The sequence below is a fragment of the Shewanella maritima genome, from assembly GCF_043643735.1.
GTDB classification, from domain to species: domain Bacteria; phylum Pseudomonadota; class Gammaproteobacteria; order Enterobacterales; family Shewanellaceae; genus Shewanella; species Shewanella maritima_A.
Genome location: NZ_JBHZSM010000010.1, coordinates 120,819 through 143,106 on the forward strand (window position 1 = coordinate 120,819; position 22,288 = coordinate 143,106).

Below are 22,288 nucleotides of genomic sequence, written 5' to 3' on the forward strand. Positions count from 1 at the left end.
GAGTGAGGAACACCATGAGCATTAGCCGTCGCGAGTTTCTAAAAGCCAACGCCGCCACTGCAGCTGCGTCGGCAGTGGGTATTGCACTGCCAATCAAAGTTGTGCAAGCCGCCGACACCAAAAGTGACATCAAGTGGGATAAAGCCCCATGTCGCTTCTGTGGTGTAGGTTGTAGTGTGTTAGTCGGTACCAAAGAAGGCAAAGTCGTTGCCACCAAAGGTGACCCAGAAAGCCCAGTAAACAAAGGCCTAAACTGTATTAAAGGCTACTTCCTATCAAAAATCATGTACGGCAAAGACCGTCTAGATTCGCCACTACTTCGTATGACCGATGGTAAATACGATAAAAATGGTGAGTTCACGCCCGTAAGCTGGGACGTAGCACTCGACACCATGGCTGAGAAGTGGAAAGCTAGCCTAGCGAAGAAAGGCCCAACTTCTGTCGGTATGTTTGGTTCAGGTCAATGGACCGTATGGGAAGGTTATGCAGCATCTAAACTGCACAAAGCCGGTTTCCGTACTAACAACATCGACCCTAATGCTCGTCACTGTATGGCTTCTGCGGTAGGTGGCTTCATGCGTACCTTTGGTATCGATGAGCCAATGGGCTGTTACGATGATATTGAAGCGGGTGAAAACTTCGTACTTTGGGGTGCGAATATGGCTGAAATGCACCCAGTATTATGGGCACGTTTAACAGACCGTCGCTTAAGTAATAAAGATGCAAAAGTACATGTGTTATCTACATTTGAACACCGCAGCTTTGACCTTGCAGATAACCCAATGATCTTTAAGCCACAATCTGACCTAGTGATCTTAAACTTCGTGGCAAATTACATCATCCAGAATAATGGTGTTAATAAAGATTTCGTTAATAAGCACACCAAGTTTGCGCTTGGTACAACAGATATTGGTTACGGTTTACGTCCAGATCATCCGCTTGAGAAAAAAGCGAAAAACCCAGGTAACGGTAAGTCTGTACCTATCAGCTTTGATGAATATGCTGAGTTTGTTAGCACATACACAGCTGAATACGCATCTAAGATGAGTGGTGTGCCGGTTGAAAACCTTAATGAGCTAGCGAAGGTTTACGCCGATCCAAACCAAAAAGTGATGAGCTTATGGACCATGGGTATTAACCAGCACGTTCGTGGTGTGTGGGCAAACAACATGCTTTACAACATTCACTTACTGACGGGTAAGATCTCGACACCAGGTAACTCACCATTCTCACTAACAGGTCAGCCTTCAGCTTGTGGTACTGCTCGTGAAGTGGGTACGTTTGCTCACCGTCTACCTGCTGACATGGTTGTTGCTAACCCTAAACACCGTGAAATGACTGAAAAACTGTGGAACATCCCTGATGGCACCATTCCACCCAAACCGGGTTTTCACGCAGTATTACAAAGCCGTATGTTGAAAGACGGCAAGCTTAACTGTTACTGGACTATGTGTACCAACAACATGCAAGCAGGCCCGAACATCAATGAAGAAATATACCCGGGCTTCCGTAACCCAGAAAATTTCATTGTTGTATCAGATCCATATCCAACAGTGACAGCGACTGCTGCTGACTTGATTTTACCAACAGCAATGTGGGTAGAAAAAGAAGGTGCTTACGGTAACGCAGAACGTCGTACTCATATGTGGCACCAACAAGTTAAAGCTCCAACAGGTGCTAAGTCGGACTTATGGCAGCTTGTTGAGTTCTCAAAACGCTTCAAAGTGTCTGAAGTATGGCCTGCAGAGTTAATTGCTAAACAACCAGAAGTGGCTGATAAGACGCTTTACGATGTGTTATTCGCTAATGGCGAAATCAACAAGTACCCAGTGTCAGACTGTAAAGGCGACATGAACGAAGAAAGTGAACACTTTGGATACTACATTCAAAAAGGTATTTTTGAAGAGTATGCACAGTTTGGCCGTGGCCACGCTCACGACCTTGACGCTTTCGATACTTACCATGAAAACCGTGGTAAGCGCTGGCCTGTTGTTAACGGCAAAGAAACGCTTCGCCGCTTTGTTGAAGGTAGCGATCCGTATGTTAAGGCTGGTGAAGGCTACAACTTCTACGGTAAGCCAGACGGTAAAGCGGTTATTTTCGCGCTTCCATATGAGCCTGCTGCAGAAGAACCAAATTCAGAATACGATTTATGGATGTCTACCGGCCGTGTGCTTGAGCACTGGCACACTGCATCTATGACAGCTCGTGTTCCTGAGCTAGCCCGCGCTTATTCTGATGCACAAATCTTTATGCACCCAGAAGACGCAAAAGCTCGCGGACTAAAACGTGGCGACGAAGTGGTTGTTGCTTCCCCTCGTGGTGAAGTGAAAACCCGTGTTGAAACTAAGGGCCGTAATAAGCCACCTCAAGGTGTGGTATTTATGCCGTTCTTCGATGCGCGCCAACTCGTCAACAAGCTATTACTGGATGCCACTGACCCACTGTCAAAAGAGACAGATTTCAAGAAGTGTCCTGTGAAAGTGATGAAAGCTTAAACAAGCTTTTGTGTACAGACGGAAGAGTGAACTATGTGTAGTGCAAATAGCAAAACAAGAAGTGTAGCGAATAAGAATCGCAGACAATTTCTTGCCACAACAGCGAAAGCCAGTTGTGTGATGGGTATCATGGGCGTTGGGTTGACCACTTTGGCAACCCAATCTAGCCAACGTGATCCCCTTGCTATTCGCCCACCAGGGGCACTGGACGAAGACAACTTTTTGTCAGCCTGTGTGCGTTGTGGTTTATGTGTTGAGGCTTGCCCTTACGACACATTGAAACTGGCACGCTGGTTTGATGGGGCGGCAACAGGTACGCCCTATTTCACAGCGCGCGATATCCCTTGCGAGATGTGCGACGACATTCCCTGTGTGAAAGTTTGCCCAACGGGGTCACTTGATCACAGCTTAGAGAATATCGACGATTCGAAAATGGGTATTGCTGTACTGATTGATGAAAAGAACTGTCTTAACTTTAAAGGTTTGCGATGTGATGTGTGTTATCGGGTTTGTCCGTTAATTGATGATGCCATCACCATTGAACTGCAGCGTAACCGTAAAAGCGGTCATCATGCGATGTTCTTACCAACAATTAACCCAGATTCATGTACGGGTTGTGGTAAGTGCGAGCATGCCTGCGTCACTGAGCAAGCTGTGATTAAAGTACTGCCCAGTCATATTGCCCTTGGTAAAACGGCTGATCACGACACATACCAAAACACGGAAGAAACCACACTAGATATGTTAAATAAGGGGCTATCAATATGATGAGTTCAACTAGCCCACAACATGACAAGGGCTTTGCTAAAGAAGCCGTTGAGCAGCTCGGATGGTTCGGCGCACATAAGTTTTTATTTCTGCGCAGAATCAGCCAGCTAACCTTGTTGAGCCTATTTGCTATTGGCCCTCTATTTGGCCTATGGCTGCTTAAAGGCAATTTATCATCTAGTCTGCTACTCGATACCATCCCATTGAGTGACCCACTGGTAACTCTGCAAGTGTTATTTGCAGGTCACTGGCCAGAGCTAAGCTTATTGATTGGTGCAGCCATCATTATTGCAAGCTATGCATTACTGGGCGGTAGAGTATTTTGTAGCTGGGTATGTCCAGTTAATATCATTACAGACTTAGCAAGTTGGTGTAGACGTAAATTGGCGCTACCTCGTACCAGCGAGATGCCAAGAAACTTACGCTATTACTTACTGGCATTAGTATTAGTTCTACCGATATTAACAGGCTTCACAGTGTGGGAATGGTTAAACCCAGTACCGATTGTCTATCGCGCAGTGCTATTTGGCGCAGGCAGTGGTTTATGGATTTTAGCGATGATCTTCTTGCTCGACACCTTTGTGGTTGAAAGAGCTTGGTGCAGTCACTTGTGCCCAACAGGCGCACTCTTCTCATTAATCGGCAAAGTTAGCCCATTAAAAATCAATGCTGTTCACGCTGAAAAATGCAATAACTGCATGGATTGCTTCACTGTTTGTCCAGAACGTCAGGTGTTAAAACCTGTACTGAAGAAAAACAGTACTCAAACCATGGTACTTGATAGTGATTGCACCCTGTGTGGCCGTTGTATTGATGTTTGTGCACCGCGCGTATTCCAGATTAACAACCGATTTAATACCCATTCTTCGAATAGAATTCCTCTTAAGGTGGAGAACAACACATGAAAAAGATGCTAACTCTAGCCGCTATGGTGCTAGCGATCAGTGCTTGCTCAGGTCAGCAAGTTGAACAAAATGCCGCACCGGTAAAGGTCACCTCTCTAGCTGGTGAAATGAAAGTAACAGATGTCCGTCCTGCTAATGAAATGTCAGTTTATCCAAGCCGCGGTACATCAATCGAACGTACTTTTGAACATCAACCGCCATTAGTACCACATCGTGATACCTATGCGATTTCAGCAAGTAAAAATGGCTGTTTGAACTGTCACAGCACAGAAAAAGCAGCTCGTATGAAGGCGACACCTGTTGATGCAACTCACGTTAAGGCTGATGGAAGCTTTAATAATGCATTCTACTTCTGCGATCAGTGCCATGTTGCACAGGCTGAGAACAAGCAGCAAATTGTAGGTAATAAGTTCAGCAAGTAACCCGCTACTAACCTTGTTGCCAATAAAGCAATAATGACAAAGCCACTTCATTTGAAGTGGCTTTTTTATGCATCCCTCATTCAACAACGATGTTGATGATAGCTTCAGGTTTGATTAACTAAATTTGCCGAAGAGTAAGTCAAAATGATTAAGCTGAAATAAAATCGCCGTATTGCAGGTCTATTAAACCATCAAGATGAAGCACTTAGCGAAAGTTTTATCATACTGTATTTATTTAATAGGAAAGCTCATGAAAAAAGGTTTAATAGCGGGTCTTATCGCCAGTCACTTACTGGTAGGTGTTGTCGGCTTTGCTACTGGTATTTATACCCTTCCCATCTTAACTGCAGCTAACGCACCAGATACGCAACAACTTGCCTCTATCAATCAAAATGCGATTTATGAAGCAAGATTCGATCGTGATCGTGCAGGCAGCGACGCTTTGCACTGGGGTGAAGGAAAGGTATCACTGAGCCAAGATTTCATTGCACTGGAAGGTGAATTGTCAGCTGGCCCTGACTTTAAAATCTATTTAGCACCTGATTTTGTTGAAGATGAAGCACAGTTCAATCAATTGAAGTCACAAATGCAACTCATTGGCGACGTTAAAAGTTTTGATGGCTTTGCTGTTGAACTGCCAAATAATGTGGACTTAAGCCAATACAACACAGTGATCATTTGGTGTGAAACCTTCGGGGAATTCATTACCTCAGCTCAATACCGTTAATTGCGTTGCTGTACTGTCACTACGCATACTTATGACCGATATTGCTAATATTCATACTGTTCACCCATACCATGGCGCTAAATCTTTACTTATTATCATTTAGCGCCGCCGACCTCACTTGAATAACAAAAACTGAACCTGCTACTACAGGTTTTAGTACGGCTGCGTATTAATAAAAGTCGCTTTCAGGGAGGAAGTATGGGGAGTGCTCAGCAACAAAGTAAACATTGGGGTGCCAGAGCCATTGATTGGGCTGAATTACAAGAAATGCAACACGTGCCTTTGTGGAATGCCATGTTGTCAGCTTGCGGCGTTAATCAACATACCAAATTACTTGATGTGGGTTGTGGTGGTGGAGGAGCCTGTGCCTTAGCAAGAACATTAGGTGCACAGGTGGTAGGCATTGATGCGACGCCTGAATTAATTCACCATGCACGAGATACCCTACACGACGTAACATTCGATATCGGTGATATTGAGCGCCTGCCCTATCTCGATAATCAGTTCGACGTGGTTTTTGCCGCCAACATTATTCAATATGCACAAAACCACCATCAAGCCTTATCTGAGTTTAAACGGGTGTGTAAACCAGGTGGCTGGATAGTCGCGGGGTTATTTGCCTCCCCCGATAAAGTTGCCTTCAGTGCAGTGTTGAGCACCATTCGTAACGCCTTACCGACACCACCACAAGGCGGTGGACCATTCGAGTTATCCATCAATGACGCATTAGAACGGCTGTTTAAGGAGGCGGGGCTAATGGTCGTAAAATCAGCTGAAGTAAACTGCCCGTTTATCTATCGAAATTGTCAAGATTTTTACCGTGCAACCTTATCTGCAGGTCCCGCACAAAATGCTATCCATGCTATCGGCGAGCAGGCATTAATTAACCTCCTTGAACTCAACTTCGCACACTATCAAAGTCCACAAGGAGATATCACAATCACCCCTAATATGTTCAAGTTCATTTGTGCAAAGCCTAGATAGATAATGTTAAATGAGTGGTTATAGGAGGCATCAAGAGTCAGTGACAAGGCTTTTATCACAGAAAGATACTGCTGAATCTGGTTAGCAGGCATTGTTCAAATGACTGATACTGTGGATGCTCATCAAGATCGCAACGTAACTGTTGCTGCATGAGTGGTGAATGAACAAATATCACTAAGAAAAGTTGGCCTTTACGACTATCAACATCACTACCGCAAAGCAATCTCAAAGCAATCTCAAAGCAAGTATAGCGATCTTTACTTATACCACCTCACACCTCAAAAGATTGGAAAGGAATCACCATTTGTACAGTAGCGATTAATTAATTAGCCGCCAATTACATAAGCATTTCTAAGTTTCTAAGCTAGTATTTAATTCACTATGCATATTCATTCACTATTAATGAAACCGAACACAACAATTAACTCTTAATAAAGAGAAACCACCTATCACATTAACAAAAAAATGATAGTTACCTGATACATAATTTAAAAATCTTTACACTCAAATTTAACAGTAAATTAGATCTGTATCACATGTAAAACAAATTAATTATCGTAGTATCGCCAATTACAAACAAATAGCTTAGCTAGCGCAAATACTTAAATATACAAATAAATCAGAAATATAAGCAAACCTTAATATTTCTAAAGTAATTAAAACCTTAAGCCAGAAAGCTTAAATAGAATTAGCTGGGTTATATGAATTTTAGCTTTTTACAAAAAGCCAATATAGCAACAGTTATTTCTATACACCCAGCACCTTTATTTTTGTAGTAATGAAGTGAGTAACATTAGCAATTAATATTATTAGGCTATCCAATTTATAAATAGCACATTTATTGATGCATCAAGCATGACTCATTGGTATTTAGAGCAAATTAATTTCACGTAAAGGAGATTGAATAATGTCTAACAGCAAATGCCCTGTAATGCACGGAGGCGCAACGGAAAGCAACATGTCCAATATGGCATGGTGGCCAAAGGCGCTGAACCTTGATATTTTGCACCAACATGATAATAAAACGAACCCATTAGGTGATTCATTTAATTATCGCGAAGCACTTCAAAGCCTAGATGTTGAAGCACTAAAAGCTGACATGAAAGCATTAATGACAGACAGTCAAGGTTGGTGGCCTGCAGACTGGGGGCACTATGGCGGCTTAATGATTCGCTTGGCATGGCACTCAGCTGGTAGCTACCGTAACGCCGATGGTCGTGGGGGCGGAGGAACAGGTAACATGCGTTTTGCACCACTCAACTCATGGCCTGATAACGGTAACTTAGATAAGGCACGCCGTCTTCTTTGGCCGCTTAAAAAGAAATATGGTAATAAAGTTAGCTGGGCTGACTTAATGATTTTAGCGGGCACCATGGCTTATGAATCAATGGGTTTCAAAACATTTGGTTTTGGTTTTGGCCGTGAAGATATCTGGCATCCTGAAAAAGATACGTACTGGGGTTCTGAAAAAGAATGGTTAGCACCAAGTGGGGGTGAAGGTAGCCGATACTCTGGTGAGCGTGATTTAGAAAATCCACTTGCTGCGGTAATGATGGGGCTTATCTATGTGAACCCTGAAGGGGTAGACGGTGTTTCTAACCCACAGAAAACGGCTGAAGATATGCGTGTGACTTTCGCGCGTATGAGTATGAACGATGAAGAAACTGTCGCATTAACGGCTGGGGGTCACACAGTTGGTAAAGCACACGGTAATGGTGATGCAGCCAACCTAGGTGAAGCGCCTGAAGCTGCTGAAATCGAAGAGCAAGGTTTAGGTTGGAACAACCATAAATCTCGTGGTATTGGCCGTGACACAGTAACAAGTGGTATTGAAGGGGCTTGGACAACCTTCCCAATGAAGTGGAACACGGCTAAAGGTGGTTACTTTGATATGTTGTTAAACCACGAATGGACATTAACACAAAGTCCAGCGGGTGCAACACAATGGGAACCAATCGAAATTGCAGAAGAAGATAAGCCCGTTGACGTTGAAGATGACAGCATTCGTCATAACCCAATGATGACCGATGCTGATATGGCATTAAAAGTCGATCCTGAGTACCGTAAAATTTCTAAACGTTTCTACGAAGATCCTGCTTACTTTGAAGAAGTGTTCGCCCGTGCATGGTTCAAACTAACTCACCGTGATATGGGGCCTAAAGCAGGCTACTTTGGTCCAGACGTGCCTACAGAAGACCTCATTTGGCAAGACCCAATCCCAGCAGGTCCAGTGGACTACGATGTTGAAGCAGTAAAAGCACGTATTGCTGATAGCGGTTTATCCATCAGTGAGATGGTAACAACGGCATGGGATAGCGCCCGTACTTACCGTGGTTCAGATAAGCGTGGTGGTGCAAATGGTGCCCGTATCCGTATTGCGCCACAGAACAGCTGGGAAGGTAACGAGCCAGCTCGTTTAAACAAAGTACTATCAGTGCTTCAACCTATTGCTGCCGATGCGGGTGTGAGCGTGGCTGACGTTATTGTACTTGCGGGTAATGTGGGTATCGAACAAGCTGCAAAAGCCGCTGGTTTTGAAGCAAGCGTTCCATTTGTAACTGGGCGTGGTGATGCAACCGCTGAAATGACAGATGCAGATTCATTCTCTGTGCTTGAGCCTTTAGCAGATGGTTTCCGTAACTGGCAGAAACAACACTACACAGTAACACCTGAAGAGATGATGCTAGATCGTGCTCAGTTACTTGGCTTAACTGCGTGTGAAATGACAGTGCTAGTGGGCGGTCTACGCGTATTAGGCACTAACTACGCTGGTGAAGCATTTGGTCAATTTACCGATAACCTAGGTGCACTCACTAACGATTTCTTTGTGAACTTAACAGACATGAACTACAGCTGGAAACCTACTGGTTGTAACTCTTACGAGATTGTTGAGCGTGCGACAGGTAACGTTAAATGGACAGCGACACGTGCTGATTTAGTATTTGGTTCAAACTCTATTCTACGTGCTTATGCAGAAGTTTATGCGCAGGACGACAGCAAAGAGAAGTTTGTACACGACTTTATCGCAGTATGGGTCAAAGTAATGAATGCAGATATGCCTGCATAGTGTGATATACCCGTATAACAAGGACTGCTGAAACGGGTTAATCATCATGTCAGTTAAAAAGCTATGAGTGCCTGTAACTCTCATAGCTTTTTTTGTGGTCGAGTATCAACCAGTCTTTCTTATCTAATAGACATAAAAAAACCGCTGCAATGGCAGCGGTTTTTCATTAAAGATGTTTACTTAACAATTACTTGTTAGCTTCACGCTCTTTAACTTCAGCAATTACTTTTTCAGCAACGCTGTTAGGACATGGTGCGTAGTGTGAGAACTCCATAGAGAACTGACCACGACCAGAAGTCATAGTACGTAGAGAACCGATGTAACCGAACATTTCAGATAACGGTACGTCACCTTTAATGCGAACACCAGTAGTACCAGCTTCTTGACCAGAAATCATACCACGACGACGGTTAAGGTCACCGATTACGTCACCTACGTTGTCTTCTGGGCTGAATACGTCAACTTTCATCACAGGCTCTAGAAGCTGTGCGCCTGCTTTAGGCATAGATTGACGGAATGCACCTTTAGCAGCGATTTCGAACGCGATAGCTGACGAGTCAACTGCGTGGAAAGCACCATCAGTAAGTTCTAGTTCAACGTCAAGTACTGGGAAACCAGCAACAGTACCAGTTTGCATCATAGATGCGAAACCTTTCTCAACTGCAGGCCAGAATTCTTTAGGTACGTTACCACCAACAACTGAAGAGCTGAAAGTGAAACCAGAGTTTTGCTCACCTGGACGGATAACATAGTCGATCTTACCGAACTGACCAGAACCACCAGACTGTTTCTTATGCGTGTAGCTATCTTCAGTAATCTTAGTGATAGTTTCACGGTAAGCAACTTGAGGCTCACCAACAATTAGGTCAACACCGTAAGTACGCTTAAGGATGTCTACTTTAATGTCTAAGTGAAGCTCACCCATACCTTTAAGGATGGTTTCGCCTGAATCTTCGTCAGTTTCTACGCGGAAAGATGGATCTTCTGCAATCATTTTACCGATAGCGATACCCATTTTCTCGCTACCACCTTTATCTTTAGGTGCTACAGCGATAGAGATTACTGGCTCTGGGAATACCATTGCTTCAAGAGTACAAGGATGTTTAACATCACATAAAGTGTGACCAGTTTGAACATTCTTCATACCAACGATAGCGATAATGTCACCAGCTTGTGCTGAATCTAATTCGTTACGCTCATCTGCTTGCATCTCAACCATACGGCCAACACGCTCAGTTTTACCTGTTGCAGAGTTAAGGATGGTGTCACCTTTCTTGATCTTACCTGAGTAGATACGTACGAAAGTTAGTGCACCGAAACGGTCATCCATAATTTTGAATGCTAACGCTTTGAAAGGCTCTGCAACATCAACAAGTGCGTGCTCACCAGTTTCGTTACCTTCTTCGTCAGTTAACGGCTGAGGGTCAACTTCAACTGGGTTAGGTAGGTAATCAACAACAGCATCAAGAAGAAGCTGCATACCTTTGTTCTTGAACGCAGAACCACAGTATGTTGGGAAGAAGTGCATTGTACGAGTACCCATACGGATACAACGCTTGATGTCTTCCATAGATGGCTCTTCACCTTCCATGTAAGCTTCCATTAGATCGTCGTCCATCTCAACAGCAGACTCGATTAACATTTCGCGGTATTCTTCTACCTGGTCAACCATGTCAGCTGGGACTTCTTCGATCTTGTAGTTTTCTGCTTGGCCAGTTTCATCCCATACCCATGCTTTACGAGTAAGTAGATCAACAACACCAGAGAATTCGTCTTCGATACCGATTGGTAGAACCATTACTAGTGGGTTAGCAGCTAGTACGTCTTTAGTTTGCTTAACAACGCGTAAGAAGTCAGCACCCATACGGTCTAACTTGTTTACGAAGATGATACGTGCAACTTCAGATTCGTTAGCATAACGCCAGTTAGTCTCTGATTGAGGCTCAACACCACCAGAACCACAGAATACACCAACACCGCCATCAAGTACTTTAAGAGAACGGTATACTTCTACTGTAAAGTCAACGTGACCAGGAGTGTCAATAACGTTAAAACGGTGGTCGTTCCAGAAACAACTTACCGCTGCCGATTGAATGGTAATACCACGCTCAGCTTCTTGTTCCATGAAGTCAGTTGTAGACTCACCATCATGAACTTCACCGATCTTATGGATCTTACCGGTTAGCTTAAGGATACGCTCGGTGGTCGTGGTTTTACCCGCGTCAACGTGAGCGAAGATACCAATGTTTCTGTATTTTGATAATTCGGTCATGATTCAACTTTAATGATTAGTTTAAGAAGTAGACGGAGTATGCGAATTGTACCGACACACCGCTCATCAGGTTATTTAAGGCGCATATTGTAAATTGGAACCTTGCTACACGCAAATAGCTGTTGCAATTATTCTTCCATTTTGGTGAAAAAAATTGATAAAAAAGCTAAATATTAGATGTAAAACAATTAACTAAAAATTATTGATTATTTTTTGAACGCTTATATTTTTTTTCCTAAATCCACGGCTTTATATGCCTTGGTTCACATTCTTGTACTTTTTGCTCTTTTTATAGACACAAACGGAACTTATTTAGTACAAAAAAGCCACACTGTCAGACAAAAAAATACCCGCCATTGGCGGGTATTTGTTAAGCATTGTTTCGCTCAACCTTCTTCAGATTGTGTTACTCAACCGGTGAGATAACAAATAGTAAGTCACCTTGAGAGACTTGCTGGCCATTGCTGTTAAGAATACGTTCAATACGGTATTGCTTATCTTCAGGGTAAAGCTCTGCGCCTTTACGGTTAAAGCCAGATAGTTTGACCTGAGAGAACATCTTCATCGCTTCGGTCAGTGCCAAAGTCTGATCAGCAGTAACAATGTCACCTTCTTTAACGAAGTCTGCTTCACCTGGTGCAGGAGAGGTATAGAAAATACCTGCGCCTTGTGCCAATACTTTCAGCTCGTTCGACTCGCCAACGCGAAGTGATTCAGTGTCTACCGCTTCAGTTTCAGCTGCCTCTTCCATTTCTTCAATTAACGATGGTACGTCTAACTCAGCCATTAAGCGTGGTAAGTAGTTAGTGTCGTATACACCTTCGTTAAATGTACCGTCAGCAAGAATACGCTTCAATAGTGGAATGTTGGTCGCAATACCGCGGATCACAACACTATCTAAGTAGTCGTACATTTTCTTAATCACATCGGCGCGGTCTGTACCACGAATAATGATTTGTGCAATCAAGCTATCGTAGTACGGCGACACTTCTTTCTCGGTACCGGCAATTGAGATGATTTCAATGTCATCACGTTCAGGCATGATGCATTCACTAATCTTACCTGGGTTAGGCATCAACTGCAGTACGTTGTTGCTATCCAGTTCTGCTTTCTCAGCGGTGACACGCACTTCCATTGCATAGCCAGTATCAACTGGGTTTAAGTCTTCGATTGAACGACCGGCGGCAATATCATATTGCGCACTCACAATATCAATACCAGATGTTGCTTCAGTAACAGGATGCTCTACCTGTAGACGAGTATTCATTTCCATGAAGTACACTTCGTTAGCATCTAGGTTATAGATAAACTCAACGGTACCCGCGCCCATGTAATCTGTCGCATCACCCAGTGCACGCGTATATTCCAGCACCTTTTTCTTCAGCTCTTCAGGCAACATAGTCGACATTGATTCCTCAATGACTTTCTGGTTATTACGTTGAACTGAACAGTCACGTAAACCCAGTACCTTAGTGTTACCAAACTTATCACGCAGTAACTGAACTTCGATGTGACGTAATGAGGTCACGTATTTCTCTAGGTATAAGTCACCATTACCAAAGGCTGCAGCAGCTTCTGTAGACGTTTGCGTAAATAGTGCAATCATGTCTTCAGGACGCTCAACTACCTGAATACCTTTACCGCCACCACCTTGTACGGCTTTAAGCAATACAGGGTAACCAATTTCAAGCGCAACGTTCACAGCTTGCTCAGCGTTAGTCAAGATGCCGTGAGAGCCTGGTACAACAGGTACATTTTGCGATTGCGATGTCTTAATTGCGTTCGACTTGTTACCCATGGTTGTCATTGAGTGCACACTTGGGCCAACGAAGTTAACACCATTGTTTACACAAAGTGCAGCAAACTGTGGGCTTTCAGATAAGAAACCAATACCTGGGTGTAATGCATCAACGTTTTCGTATTCAGCTACTTTCAGTACTGAGTAGGCATTTAGGTAACTTTCATCTGAAGTATTACCACCAATACACACAAGTTTATCGTTTTCTTTCAGCATATCTGCTGGTACTGACGTCATATCTGGGTCAGATGCAACCAATACCACATTGATATTATTGTCGTGCGCCTTACGGATCAGTTTAACAGCTGTACAACCACGGGCATGCACGAGTACTTTATCGATTGGCTTCATTAACGCCCGCGGGTCGTTTTGCACAATCTCTTCTTCTACCTCTACGCGCTCAGGCACAATAGAAGAGAACGCTTGCTCAATCACTTGCCCAATACTCTTATCAGCCATTGGCATCATTGGGTCGATGCTTGATAACTGGTTGTCGAGCGTCTCGCTGAATGGGTTATGCACTAGCCCGTTCATCGCACCTGGCGTTTTAGACAGGTAATTAGATAGTGTCGAAGTTGATGGCAAGTATGCAGGTACAACCATTTGGCCAGCAAACGGCATGTTTGTACCAGACAAGTAGTACGTTTGCACCAATGGGTGAGTCACGAAACTCGCTTGCGCACCACCTGTACAGTCACCGAAACCAAACATCAGGATTGGTAATTCATTATCACGAATGAAACGGGTAATACGGTCGTTAACCACAGCCATAGAGAATAGTGCGGCTGCACCTTCTTTAGTTTGCATACCGCCGGAGCTGATAAAGCAAATCACTGGCAACTTACGCTTAGCACACTCGATTAATAGCGCACTGAATTTCTCAGCACTGGCCATATCAAACGCACCGGCTTGGAATGCGGTATTCGATACTGCAACACCCACACGCAGTTTCTGATCACCTTCACCAAAATCGGCAAGACCAGTAATCAAACCACATGGGCGAACACCACGGTCAATTGCATCTTCAATCGATAAACGGAAACCTGGGAAGTTAAGCAAGTTTGCCGACATTTTGTCGCCATCAATTTCATCAAATTCAGTAAAGAATTTATTGATGACATTTTCCCAGCCCATTTTGCCTTGTTTCTTTTCTTCACGAAGTACTTTCTGGATCAGCAAATCCTGATAGCCCATTGTGAGACGGTTCCAGAAGTCTTTACGACGACCAATACGTACTGGGTTAATCGCGCCCGAGTACTTATCGTTCTCGTCTTCACTGTCAAAATATTCAGGCAGAAGACGCTCAAAGAAGTAAGTTAAGATTACAAACAGTGAATCGTTTAATTGTGGGAAACCAACACTCTTCCATTGCTCAACTCGCGTAAGCAAGTCTGCACGGTTAGATTGGTTCATGAAGTATTTTAGCCACTTGTAGAACTTGCTCTTATCGTAAGAAGCTTCACCCTTAGATAATGCACTATCAATCGCTTTATGCAATAAGTCATCAACTGACTCACGCGCTAGGCTCTTGTTCATCATCGCTTCTTTAGAGATTGACGCAAGGCTGCCTACTACATTGTCATAAAGTGCGTTGAAGATAAGAATGTTATGACAGTGCCAGATAAAGTCTTCACGTAGTTCGTCGTTCACAACCACGTCTAATACGGTCAGCTCATTGAGTTCAGGCCATTGTGCTTGAGTACGCTCTTTAGGTAGCGCCTCTAGGTACTCAATCAAACCTTTGAAGTTATTAGCCGCATTACTCTTCCAGCGGTGGTATAGCGACCAACCGATATTAAACAATAGCGCCTTACGTGCTTTCTTATAGTTTTCTTTTGGCTCACCTAAGATGAAGCGGGTCAGCATGTTACGCTCAGTAGACACTTCATCACGCTTAGCGGTAAAGTTGCCCCATAACTTGTTTAGCTGCTCGTCATAAACCAGTTTATCTGGGCTAGTAAGCCAAGATTGGAATACACGCTCTTGCTCTTGCGCAATACGCTCAAGTAAGTCACCTTCCGGTACACTCACTTTAGATAGACGACCATACTGCTCTTGCGAGATTGAATGGATACGGCTACGTAATGTTAAATAGCGTAAGTAACGATATGCACTACCAAAGATATTGTGGTGCATCGTCGGGCTATTTGCCGTTGCTAAACCTGTGTTGCTTTCAAGCGTCACTAGGCTTTTAGAAGGGGCTAAGAAACGCTCAAGACTACGCTCATAATGTTCTTTTAAATCAGCAGACTCACGTACAAAGTTCATTGCAGCACGTTCAATCGCTTCAATAGAGCTGATAATTGAGCGGCGTAAGTTGTGCTGACGGTCATCGCGGTCAGTTGGTGAGAAGTCAATCACACCATCAATACAACCCGCTGTGTATAGTTCTTCAGGTGACACACCCACTGACTTAGCACATTCCTGCCAAGACAAGTTGTACTTACGCGCAATGCTTTGTAGGCCTTGAGGTTGAATAGTATTGAAAATACCGTCACGTACAGAAAGAAGAATATTGGCTGCTGCTAAAGGAATAGCACCACCAGAGTAACCCGCACCAATCACAATACCCAACGTTGGAACGTCTACATTGGCACTTTCTGCAATGGCTTTAGAAATTGAATGTGCTTGGTTATTACTGTTAGCCACCTCACCTGCATCAGCACCGGGGGTGTCGATAAGGTAAACAATCGGCATGGCCAATTCTGCGAAATGACGAATCGCTTTACAGGCTAATAAATGGTGCTCGGGCATCCAGGCGCCATTGGCAGTGGAACGCTCTTGAGCAATAAAACCGACACGGCGAGTGCGCGCACCAAAATCCAGTTCGATTTCGGCACTATAAAATGAACCTTGATGATTTTCTGAAATGAGTTTGCCTTTTAAATCGGCAATCATTTTCTTTGCACCAAAACGGTTTTTATCTTGTGTTGGTTGGATCACTTTGTTGACGTATCCGTCAACGTCTAAAGATGCCAATTCTTTTAGGTTTGATTGGATGGCATCTTCAGAAATAAGTCCTTTGATTTCTTCTGATAACGTCTGCTTACTGTGAGCAGGAAATAATGAAAAATCCTTGGCTAGATGTTCCGCTTGTAAAAATAGCGGGTCAGCCGAAACAACTTGATTCGTGGTGGCGGGCTGCTGCTTGCTAGTCATCGCACATTCCTCTGCTTTTATTAGCCTCAAATAATTAACGCGTAAATATAACTTTGTTGTTTAGTCAATTACCATATAAAATGCCTTGGACGCTTTGTTCCAAAAATGAGACAGTGAGACCAGAATGCCTGATTTGAACGGTATGATGCTGTTTGCAGCGGTGGTGAGAGCAAAAGGGTTCTCGCAAGCAGCACGAGACATCGGACAACCTAAATCAACAATAAGTCGTAAAGTTGCCCAACTTGAGGAGCAACTCGGGGTGCGTTTATTACAACGAGACACCCGAAATTTAAGCCTTACTCAGGTAGGTGCTTTGTTCTTTCAGCACTGTGAATCTATCGGTGCTGAAGTGGAAGCGGCCAAAGCGACTATTGAGAATACCCATAGTGATGTTTCAGGATCATTACGCATTGCGATTCCCGTCTCATTTTCTCAGGAAGTGATTGGTCATTTATGCTCTAGCTTTATGCGCTTGTACCCGAATATCGAGCTCGATATTCAATTTACTGATAATGATGTCAGCTTAGTTGGCGAAGGCTATGATATCGCCATCAAGTATGGCCCACTGCAATCTTCTGATTTAGTCGCAAGACTGTTACTCGAAAGACAACCGATATTAGTGGCCAGCCCAGCTTATATTAAGAAACATGGCACACCTGCCACCCCTCAAGAACTGGCACAACATGATGGTATTTTACTTGGTACACGTTTATCAGCGCCGATTTGGCCGTTAGGTAAAGGCAATCGCAAAACCATGACCACCTTTAAACGAAAAGTGCGTGTTAACTCAGCTAACATGGTCAAACGCTTTGCCATGGACGACTACGGCATTGCCATGCTGTCTAATACAAGCTGTAAACAAGAAATTGCCGCAGGCTCATTAGTCCCTGTCTTGCAAGAGTGGCCTATTGAGCCTTTTAAAATCTATGGCGTTTACTCAAGCCGTCGACAACTGGCGACCAATATTAGTGCGTTCCTCGACTTCTTTAGTAAGCGTTACAGTAGTCAAGAGTCCTTGCATACCCTAATGAACTAATCATGACTTATAACCAATGATTTAAAGATTGCATTAATGTGATATAACTAAATAAAGCACAGTGTTAACTCGATGTTTTTGCGCCATAATAGATTTCATACTGTGTAGTTTTGTCGGCATTAACCTGTTGATGAGGGACAGCACCATGGTCTTTAAAGGAATAAACATGAAACAACATCACTCTCTGCGCTTAACACTCAGCTCGCTTTTGTTATTAGCCACCAGCCAAGTCAGTGCCAATATCGCGCTTGATGTCGAGGAAGATCGCATCACCCAAGCCGGAAAGTTGATTCCACAAGTCATGATGCGTTATCACACCGATGTTCAATCACTTGAAAGCACCTTAAACAGTGCCAATGATGAACTAAAAGTCACCCAAGATATTGCCATGCAGGGCAAGTTACTGTGGCAAAAAGCCGTAAAAGATGTGCAATCAGGTAACAGCGATGACCGCCCACTTTACTGGAGCCGTTTACAAATGCGTGCTGCATTAAAGCAACAAAATGCAGGTTTTAATATTGTGCCTTGGCAAAGGGATATCCTAGTCAATGCTGTTGAAAAGTCTTCACGCGGTTTCAGTGACATTCACTTTGATGAGCAAACACGCATTAAAATTTTACTCACGGGCTTTGATCCTTTTTTCCTTGATCGTGATATTGGCCAAAGTAATCCATCCGGTGTCACCGCGCTGAGCCTAGACGGCTACACCTTTGATGTGAATGGTAAGCAGGCCCAAATAGAAACTGTGATGATCCCCGTCAGATTTGCCGATTTTGATGAGGGTATTATCGAGTCGTTACTCACACCGTTTTTCAGAAATAACAGCATTGATATGGTCGTAACGGTCAGTATGGGGCGTGACGATTTTGACTTGGAGCGTTTCCCGGGTAGAAACCGAAGTGCAGAAGCCCCTGATAACTTAAATGTACTCACAGGTGCTAGCCATCAACGTCCACTTGCACCGTTATTTAATGGTGGCACACTTAATGGTCCGGAATTTATCGAGTACTCATTACCCGCTCATGTGATGACTCAAGTGCCAGGCAACTGGAAAGTGAATGACAACCACAATGTGAAAACATTGAGCCGTGGCGAATTCTCAGCAAGCTCAATCAACCAGTTAACCCATTCAACATCTGTTGAAGGTTCTGGTGGTGGTTATCTTTCTAATGAAATTTCTTATAGAAGCTTATTACTGCGCTCACAGTTCAATCTCAATATTCCTGTAGGTCATATTCACACCCCGAAAGTCGAAGGTCATGACTCACAAGCTGTATCTGACATTGCAGATCAAGTCAAAGCTATGGTCGCCGCTGCGGCATCAACACTATAAACGGGTGATTGATTAATGACCCAGCAGATGCTGGGTCTTTTTGTAAATGTGGCAGCAATAGCCTTTATCAATTACCAACCACGCAAAACTTGCCAAAACATGAACAGCCATGCACCATGCTTAGCAGAATGACTTACAACCAAGAAACATGCTAGCTAACCACCTCACCACACAAATACACGAAAAACTAGAAGCTGATTACCAACGTGCTGAGCTATATTTCAAACGCGCATTTCCCAGACCGCTAGTGCAATTTACACTCAGAGGCAAAAGTGCGGGTACCGCACATTTACAGTTAAACAAAATTCGCTTGAACCCTATCTTATTGAACGAAAATCCTCAGACGTTTTTAGAGCATGTTTTGCCTCACGAAATTAGCCACCTACTCGCCTATCAACTGTTTGGCAAAGTCAAACCCCATGGCAAAGAGTGGCAGAGCATCATGCTAGGTGTATTTAAACAACCAGCGAGAACGACCCATCAACTGAATGTCGCTTCGGTTCAAGGCAAGCAATTTGATTATCGATGTGCTTGTGGCATCACACCGTTAACCATTCGCAGACACAACAAAGTACAGCGTGGCCAAATCAATTATCGCTGTAAGCGCTGTGGAGATATGCTGTCCCTTGCAAACTAACTTCATAGTGATTGCATCACTGTACGCTATCCCTTAACATCTCGCTCAAATTTGACTGGCTCAGCCAGCATCTACCTTATTTATCTTTAGATTGACTGTTTTAGGGTTTAATGTGCGTATTATCATTTTGAGTTTGTTTGTGGCTGCGATCAGTTGGATTGCGCCTGCCAGTTTTTCGAATGCGGTTGCCGCTCAACATCCAAGTAGCTTTAACCAAGCTAAGCGTTTTGCCAGAGAGATTTATCAACAACTTCCCAATGAAAGCTTCTATTGTGGTTGTGATATCACCATCAAGGGTAAATCTTGGCAGCCAGAACTCAAAGATTGTGGCTACACAATTCGTAAGCAACAAGTCAGAGCTAACCGCATTGAATGGGAACACGTGGTGCCTGCATGGGAAATGGGACATCAACGCCAGTGCTGGCAAGATGGCGGACGTAGAAACTGTGGTCGCACAGATCAAGGCTTCAAGCGAATGGAAGCTGATTTGCATAATCTCGTACCTGCTATTGGGGAAATTAACGGTGACCGCAGTAATTACCGCTTCAGCGATTGGAATGGAAAACCGACCCAATATGGCCAATGCCAAATGGTAGTCGATTTCAAAGGCAGAAAAGCTCAGCCACCAGCATATACTCGTGGAGCCATTGCCCGTACCTATTTATATATGCACCAACGTTATGGATTTAAACTGTCATCTAGCCAATATAAACTATTCAATGGTTGGGATAAGATGCATCCAGTGGATGAAATAGAGTGTAAGCGCGATAGATTAATTGCCCAAAGACAGGGTAATCATAATGAATTTGTTGATAAACAATGCCAAAATCTAGGCTTCACCCAGTAAGCTAGTGAATGCTTTAAGGCTATTACTAATAGTAAAACCCATACAGCGACCCATAGTTCAACATAAGGTTTGTAGCGATGAGAGTGCCAAGAATTTTTCAAGACAGTGCCAACATTCAAATGGGAAAACCCTTGGCACTTGATGCTGATGGCGTTGCCCATATTGGCCGAGTGCTGCGTATGAACGTCGACCAGCAGCTCATCATCTTTAATGGCACGGGCATCGATTATCTGGCCACAATTACTGAGTCAAGTAAGAAATCAGTCACTGTGTCGGTCTTAAGTGAACAGCAAGTTGACAATGAATCACCTTTACATATTCACTTAGGCCAAGTGATTTCCCGCGGCGATCGCATGGATTTTACCATTCAAAAATCAGTGGAACTGGGAGTAAATACTATTACCCCACTGTTTTCTGAGCGCTGTGGCGTTAAACTCACTGGTGAACGTTTAGAGAAAAAAATCAGTCAATGGCAAAAAATTGTGATTAGTGCTTGCGAGCAATCAGGTAGAAGTACCATACCGCAAGTGAGACCAGCCATGACACTACAGCAATGGTGTGAAGAACAAACCTCTGCGATTAAGCTAAACTTGCACCCTCGCGCAGCTCACGGCATTAACGGCCTAACACCAGAGCAAGTATCGAGTCAGCGTGCACGATTATTAATTGGCCCTGAAGGTGGCTTATCTGCAGAAGAGATTGCCATGACAGAGCAGTACCAGTTTACCGATGTGTTATTAGGCCCAAGAGTGCTACGCACAGAAACCGCATCATTAACTGCGATAACCGCATTACAAATGAAATTTGGCGATATTGGTTAATGTGATATTGCCCAAACAAACGATTTCGTTAGCCGTTGGCTAGCAACTAAAAGGACAACAAGATGATTAAGCTCGGCATAGTGATGGATCCGATTGGTGACATCAATATCAAAAAGGATTCTAGTTTTGCCATGTTGTTGGCTGCGCAAGCACGTGGCTATCAGTTGTTTTATATGGAGATGCATGACCTTGCGATGGTCAATGGTGTTGCCATGGCAAACATGCGTCCAGTAACGGTTGAAAATAATGCTGATAACTGGTTTGAGTTAGGCGATGCAGTGGATACACCAATCGCCGATCTCGATGTGGTATTAATGCGTAAAGACCCGCCATTTGATACTGAATTTATCTACGCCACTTACATGCTTGAACGCGCTGAAGAAGCGGGTACACTCATCGTCAACAAGCCGCAAAGCTTACGTGATGCAAATGAAAAACTATTCACCGCTTGGTTCTCAGAGTTTACACCAGAAACCATCGTGACTCGTGATGAACAGCGTATCCGTGCTTTCCACCAGCAAAAAGGTGACATCATTTTAAAACCGCTTGATGGCATGGGCGGCGCATCTATTTTCCGAGTTAAACAAAAAGACCCAAACCTAGGTGTCATCATTGAGACCCTAACTCAACATGGTCAGCAATATGCGATGGCGCAAGCATTTATTCCAGACATCACTTCAGGCGATAAACGCATTTTAGTGGTAGACGGTGAACCGGTCCCCTTTTCGTTAGCGCGTATTCCAATGAAAGGTGAAACCCGTGGTAATTTGGCGGCAGGCGGCAGTGGTGTTGCTCAACCATTATCAGAGTCAGATTGGCATATTGCCCGCACCATTGGGCCAGAACTGAAAAAACGCGGATTGATTTTTGTAGGTTTAGATGTAATTGGCGACAAACTTACCGAAATCAATGTCACAAGCCCAACATGCATAAAGGAAATTGAAGCTGCATTTGATGTGGATATTACCGGCATGTTGATGGATGCAATTGAAACCAGAATTAAATTAAAATAAA

General features: G+C 43.7%; 14 protein-coding genes and 1 pseudogene. 13 read left to right on the forward strand and 2 right to left on the reverse strand.

Features of this window, described 5'->3' with window-relative positions:
* The first annotated feature begins 14 nt into the window (after positions 1-14).
* The 7 genes from napA (at position 15) to katG (ending at position 9,371) form a co-directional block, all read left to right on the forward strand.
* Positions 15-2,498: a nitrate reductase catalytic subunit NapA gene (gene napA, locus ACHUGF_RS12210; protein WP_394131547.1), complete on the forward strand. Its 2,484-nt coding sequence runs from the start codon at positions 15-17 to the stop codon at positions 2,496-2,498.
* Positions 2,499-2,531: 33 nt separating this feature from the next.
* Positions 2,532-3,266, forward strand: a complete 735-nt coding sequence (gene napG, locus ACHUGF_RS12215; protein ID WP_394131549.1) for a ferredoxin-type protein NapG — start codon at positions 2,532-2,534, stop codon at positions 3,264-3,266.
* Positions 3,266-4,171, forward strand: a complete 906-nt coding sequence (gene napH / locus ACHUGF_RS12220; protein ID WP_394131584.1) for a quinol dehydrogenase ferredoxin subunit NapH — start codon at positions 3,266-3,268, stop codon at positions 4,169-4,171. Before napG ends, napH begins: the two co-directional genes overlap by 1 nt.
* Positions 4,168-4,593 carry a nitrate reductase cytochrome c-type subunit gene (locus ACHUGF_RS12225; RefSeq protein WP_394131551.1) on the forward strand — a complete coding sequence of 142 codons (426 nt, stop codon included), beginning with the start codon at positions 4,168-4,170 and terminating at the stop codon, positions 4,591-4,593. Before napH ends, ACHUGF_RS12225 begins: the two co-directional genes overlap by 4 nt.
* 250 nt (positions 4,594-4,843) lie before the next feature.
* Positions 4,844-5,320 carry a DM13 domain-containing protein gene (locus ACHUGF_RS12230; RefSeq protein ID WP_394131552.1) on the forward strand — a complete coding sequence of 159 codons (477 nt, stop codon included), beginning with the start codon at positions 4,844-4,846 and terminating at the stop codon, positions 5,318-5,320.
* Between the two features lie 198 nt (positions 5,321-5,518).
* The gene (locus ACHUGF_RS12235) at positions 5,519-6,304 is read left to right on the forward strand and encodes a class I SAM-dependent methyltransferase (protein ID WP_394131554.1); all 786 of its coding nucleotides are present in this window, start codon (positions 5,519-5,521) and stop codon (positions 6,302-6,304) included.
* Between the two features lie 907 nt (positions 6,305-7,211).
* Positions 7,212-9,371: a catalase/peroxidase HPI gene (katG, locus tag ACHUGF_RS12240; protein WP_394131555.1), complete on the forward strand. Its 2,160-nt coding sequence runs from the start codon at positions 7,212-7,214 to the stop codon at positions 9,369-9,371.
* Between the two features lie 187 nt (positions 9,372-9,558).
* Here katG and fusA read toward each other — a convergent pair whose 3' ends face one another.
* Positions 9,559-11,643, reverse strand: coding sequence for an elongation factor G (gene fusA, locus ACHUGF_RS12245; RefSeq protein ID WP_394131557.1), 2,085 nt, complete (start codon positions 11,641-11,643; stop codon positions 9,559-9,561).
* Between the two features lie 406 nt (positions 11,644-12,049).
* Complete coding sequence (locus tag ACHUGF_RS12250) at positions 12,050-16,600, reverse strand: ATP-binding protein (protein WP_394131558.1); 4,551 nt, start codon at positions 16,598-16,600, stop codon at positions 12,050-12,052.
* 124 nt (positions 16,601-16,724) lie between these two features.
* Between ACHUGF_RS12250 and ACHUGF_RS12255 the strand changes: the two genes are divergently transcribed.
* From ACHUGF_RS12255 to gshB, 6 genes and pseudogenes are all read left to right on the forward strand, one after another.
* The gene (locus ACHUGF_RS12255; RefSeq protein ID WP_394131560.1) at positions 16,725-17,636 is read left to right on the forward strand and encodes a LysR family transcriptional regulator; all 912 of its coding nucleotides are present in this window, start codon (positions 16,725-16,727) and stop codon (positions 17,634-17,636) included.
* 166 nt (positions 17,637-17,802) lie between these two features.
* Positions 17,803-18,969, forward strand: coding sequence for a pyroglutamyl-peptidase I (locus ACHUGF_RS12260; RefSeq protein WP_394131562.1), 1,167 nt, complete (start codon positions 17,803-17,805; stop codon positions 18,967-18,969).
* Between the two features lie 163 nt (positions 18,970-19,132).
* Positions 19,133-19,606 (forward strand): annotated as a pseudogene (locus ACHUGF_RS12265) (SprT family zinc-dependent metalloprotease); the annotation flags it as partial.
* A gap of 121 nt (positions 19,607-19,727) precedes the next feature.
* Positions 19,728-20,453 (forward strand): endonuclease, encoded by a 726-nt coding sequence (locus tag ACHUGF_RS12270; protein ID WP_394131586.1) that lies wholly within the window; start codon positions 19,728-19,730, stop codon positions 20,451-20,453.
* A gap of 77 nt (positions 20,454-20,530) precedes the next feature.
* Positions 20,531-21,274, forward strand: coding sequence for a 16S rRNA (uracil(1498)-N(3))-methyltransferase (gene rsmE / locus ACHUGF_RS12275; RefSeq protein ID WP_394131564.1), 744 nt, complete (start codon positions 20,531-20,533; stop codon positions 21,272-21,274).
* Positions 21,275-21,336: 62 nt separating this feature from the next.
* Complete coding sequence (gene gshB, locus ACHUGF_RS12280) at positions 21,337-22,287, forward strand: glutathione synthase (protein WP_394131566.1); 951 nt, start codon at positions 21,337-21,339, stop codon at positions 22,285-22,287.
* Position 22,288: the final 1 nt, after the last annotated feature.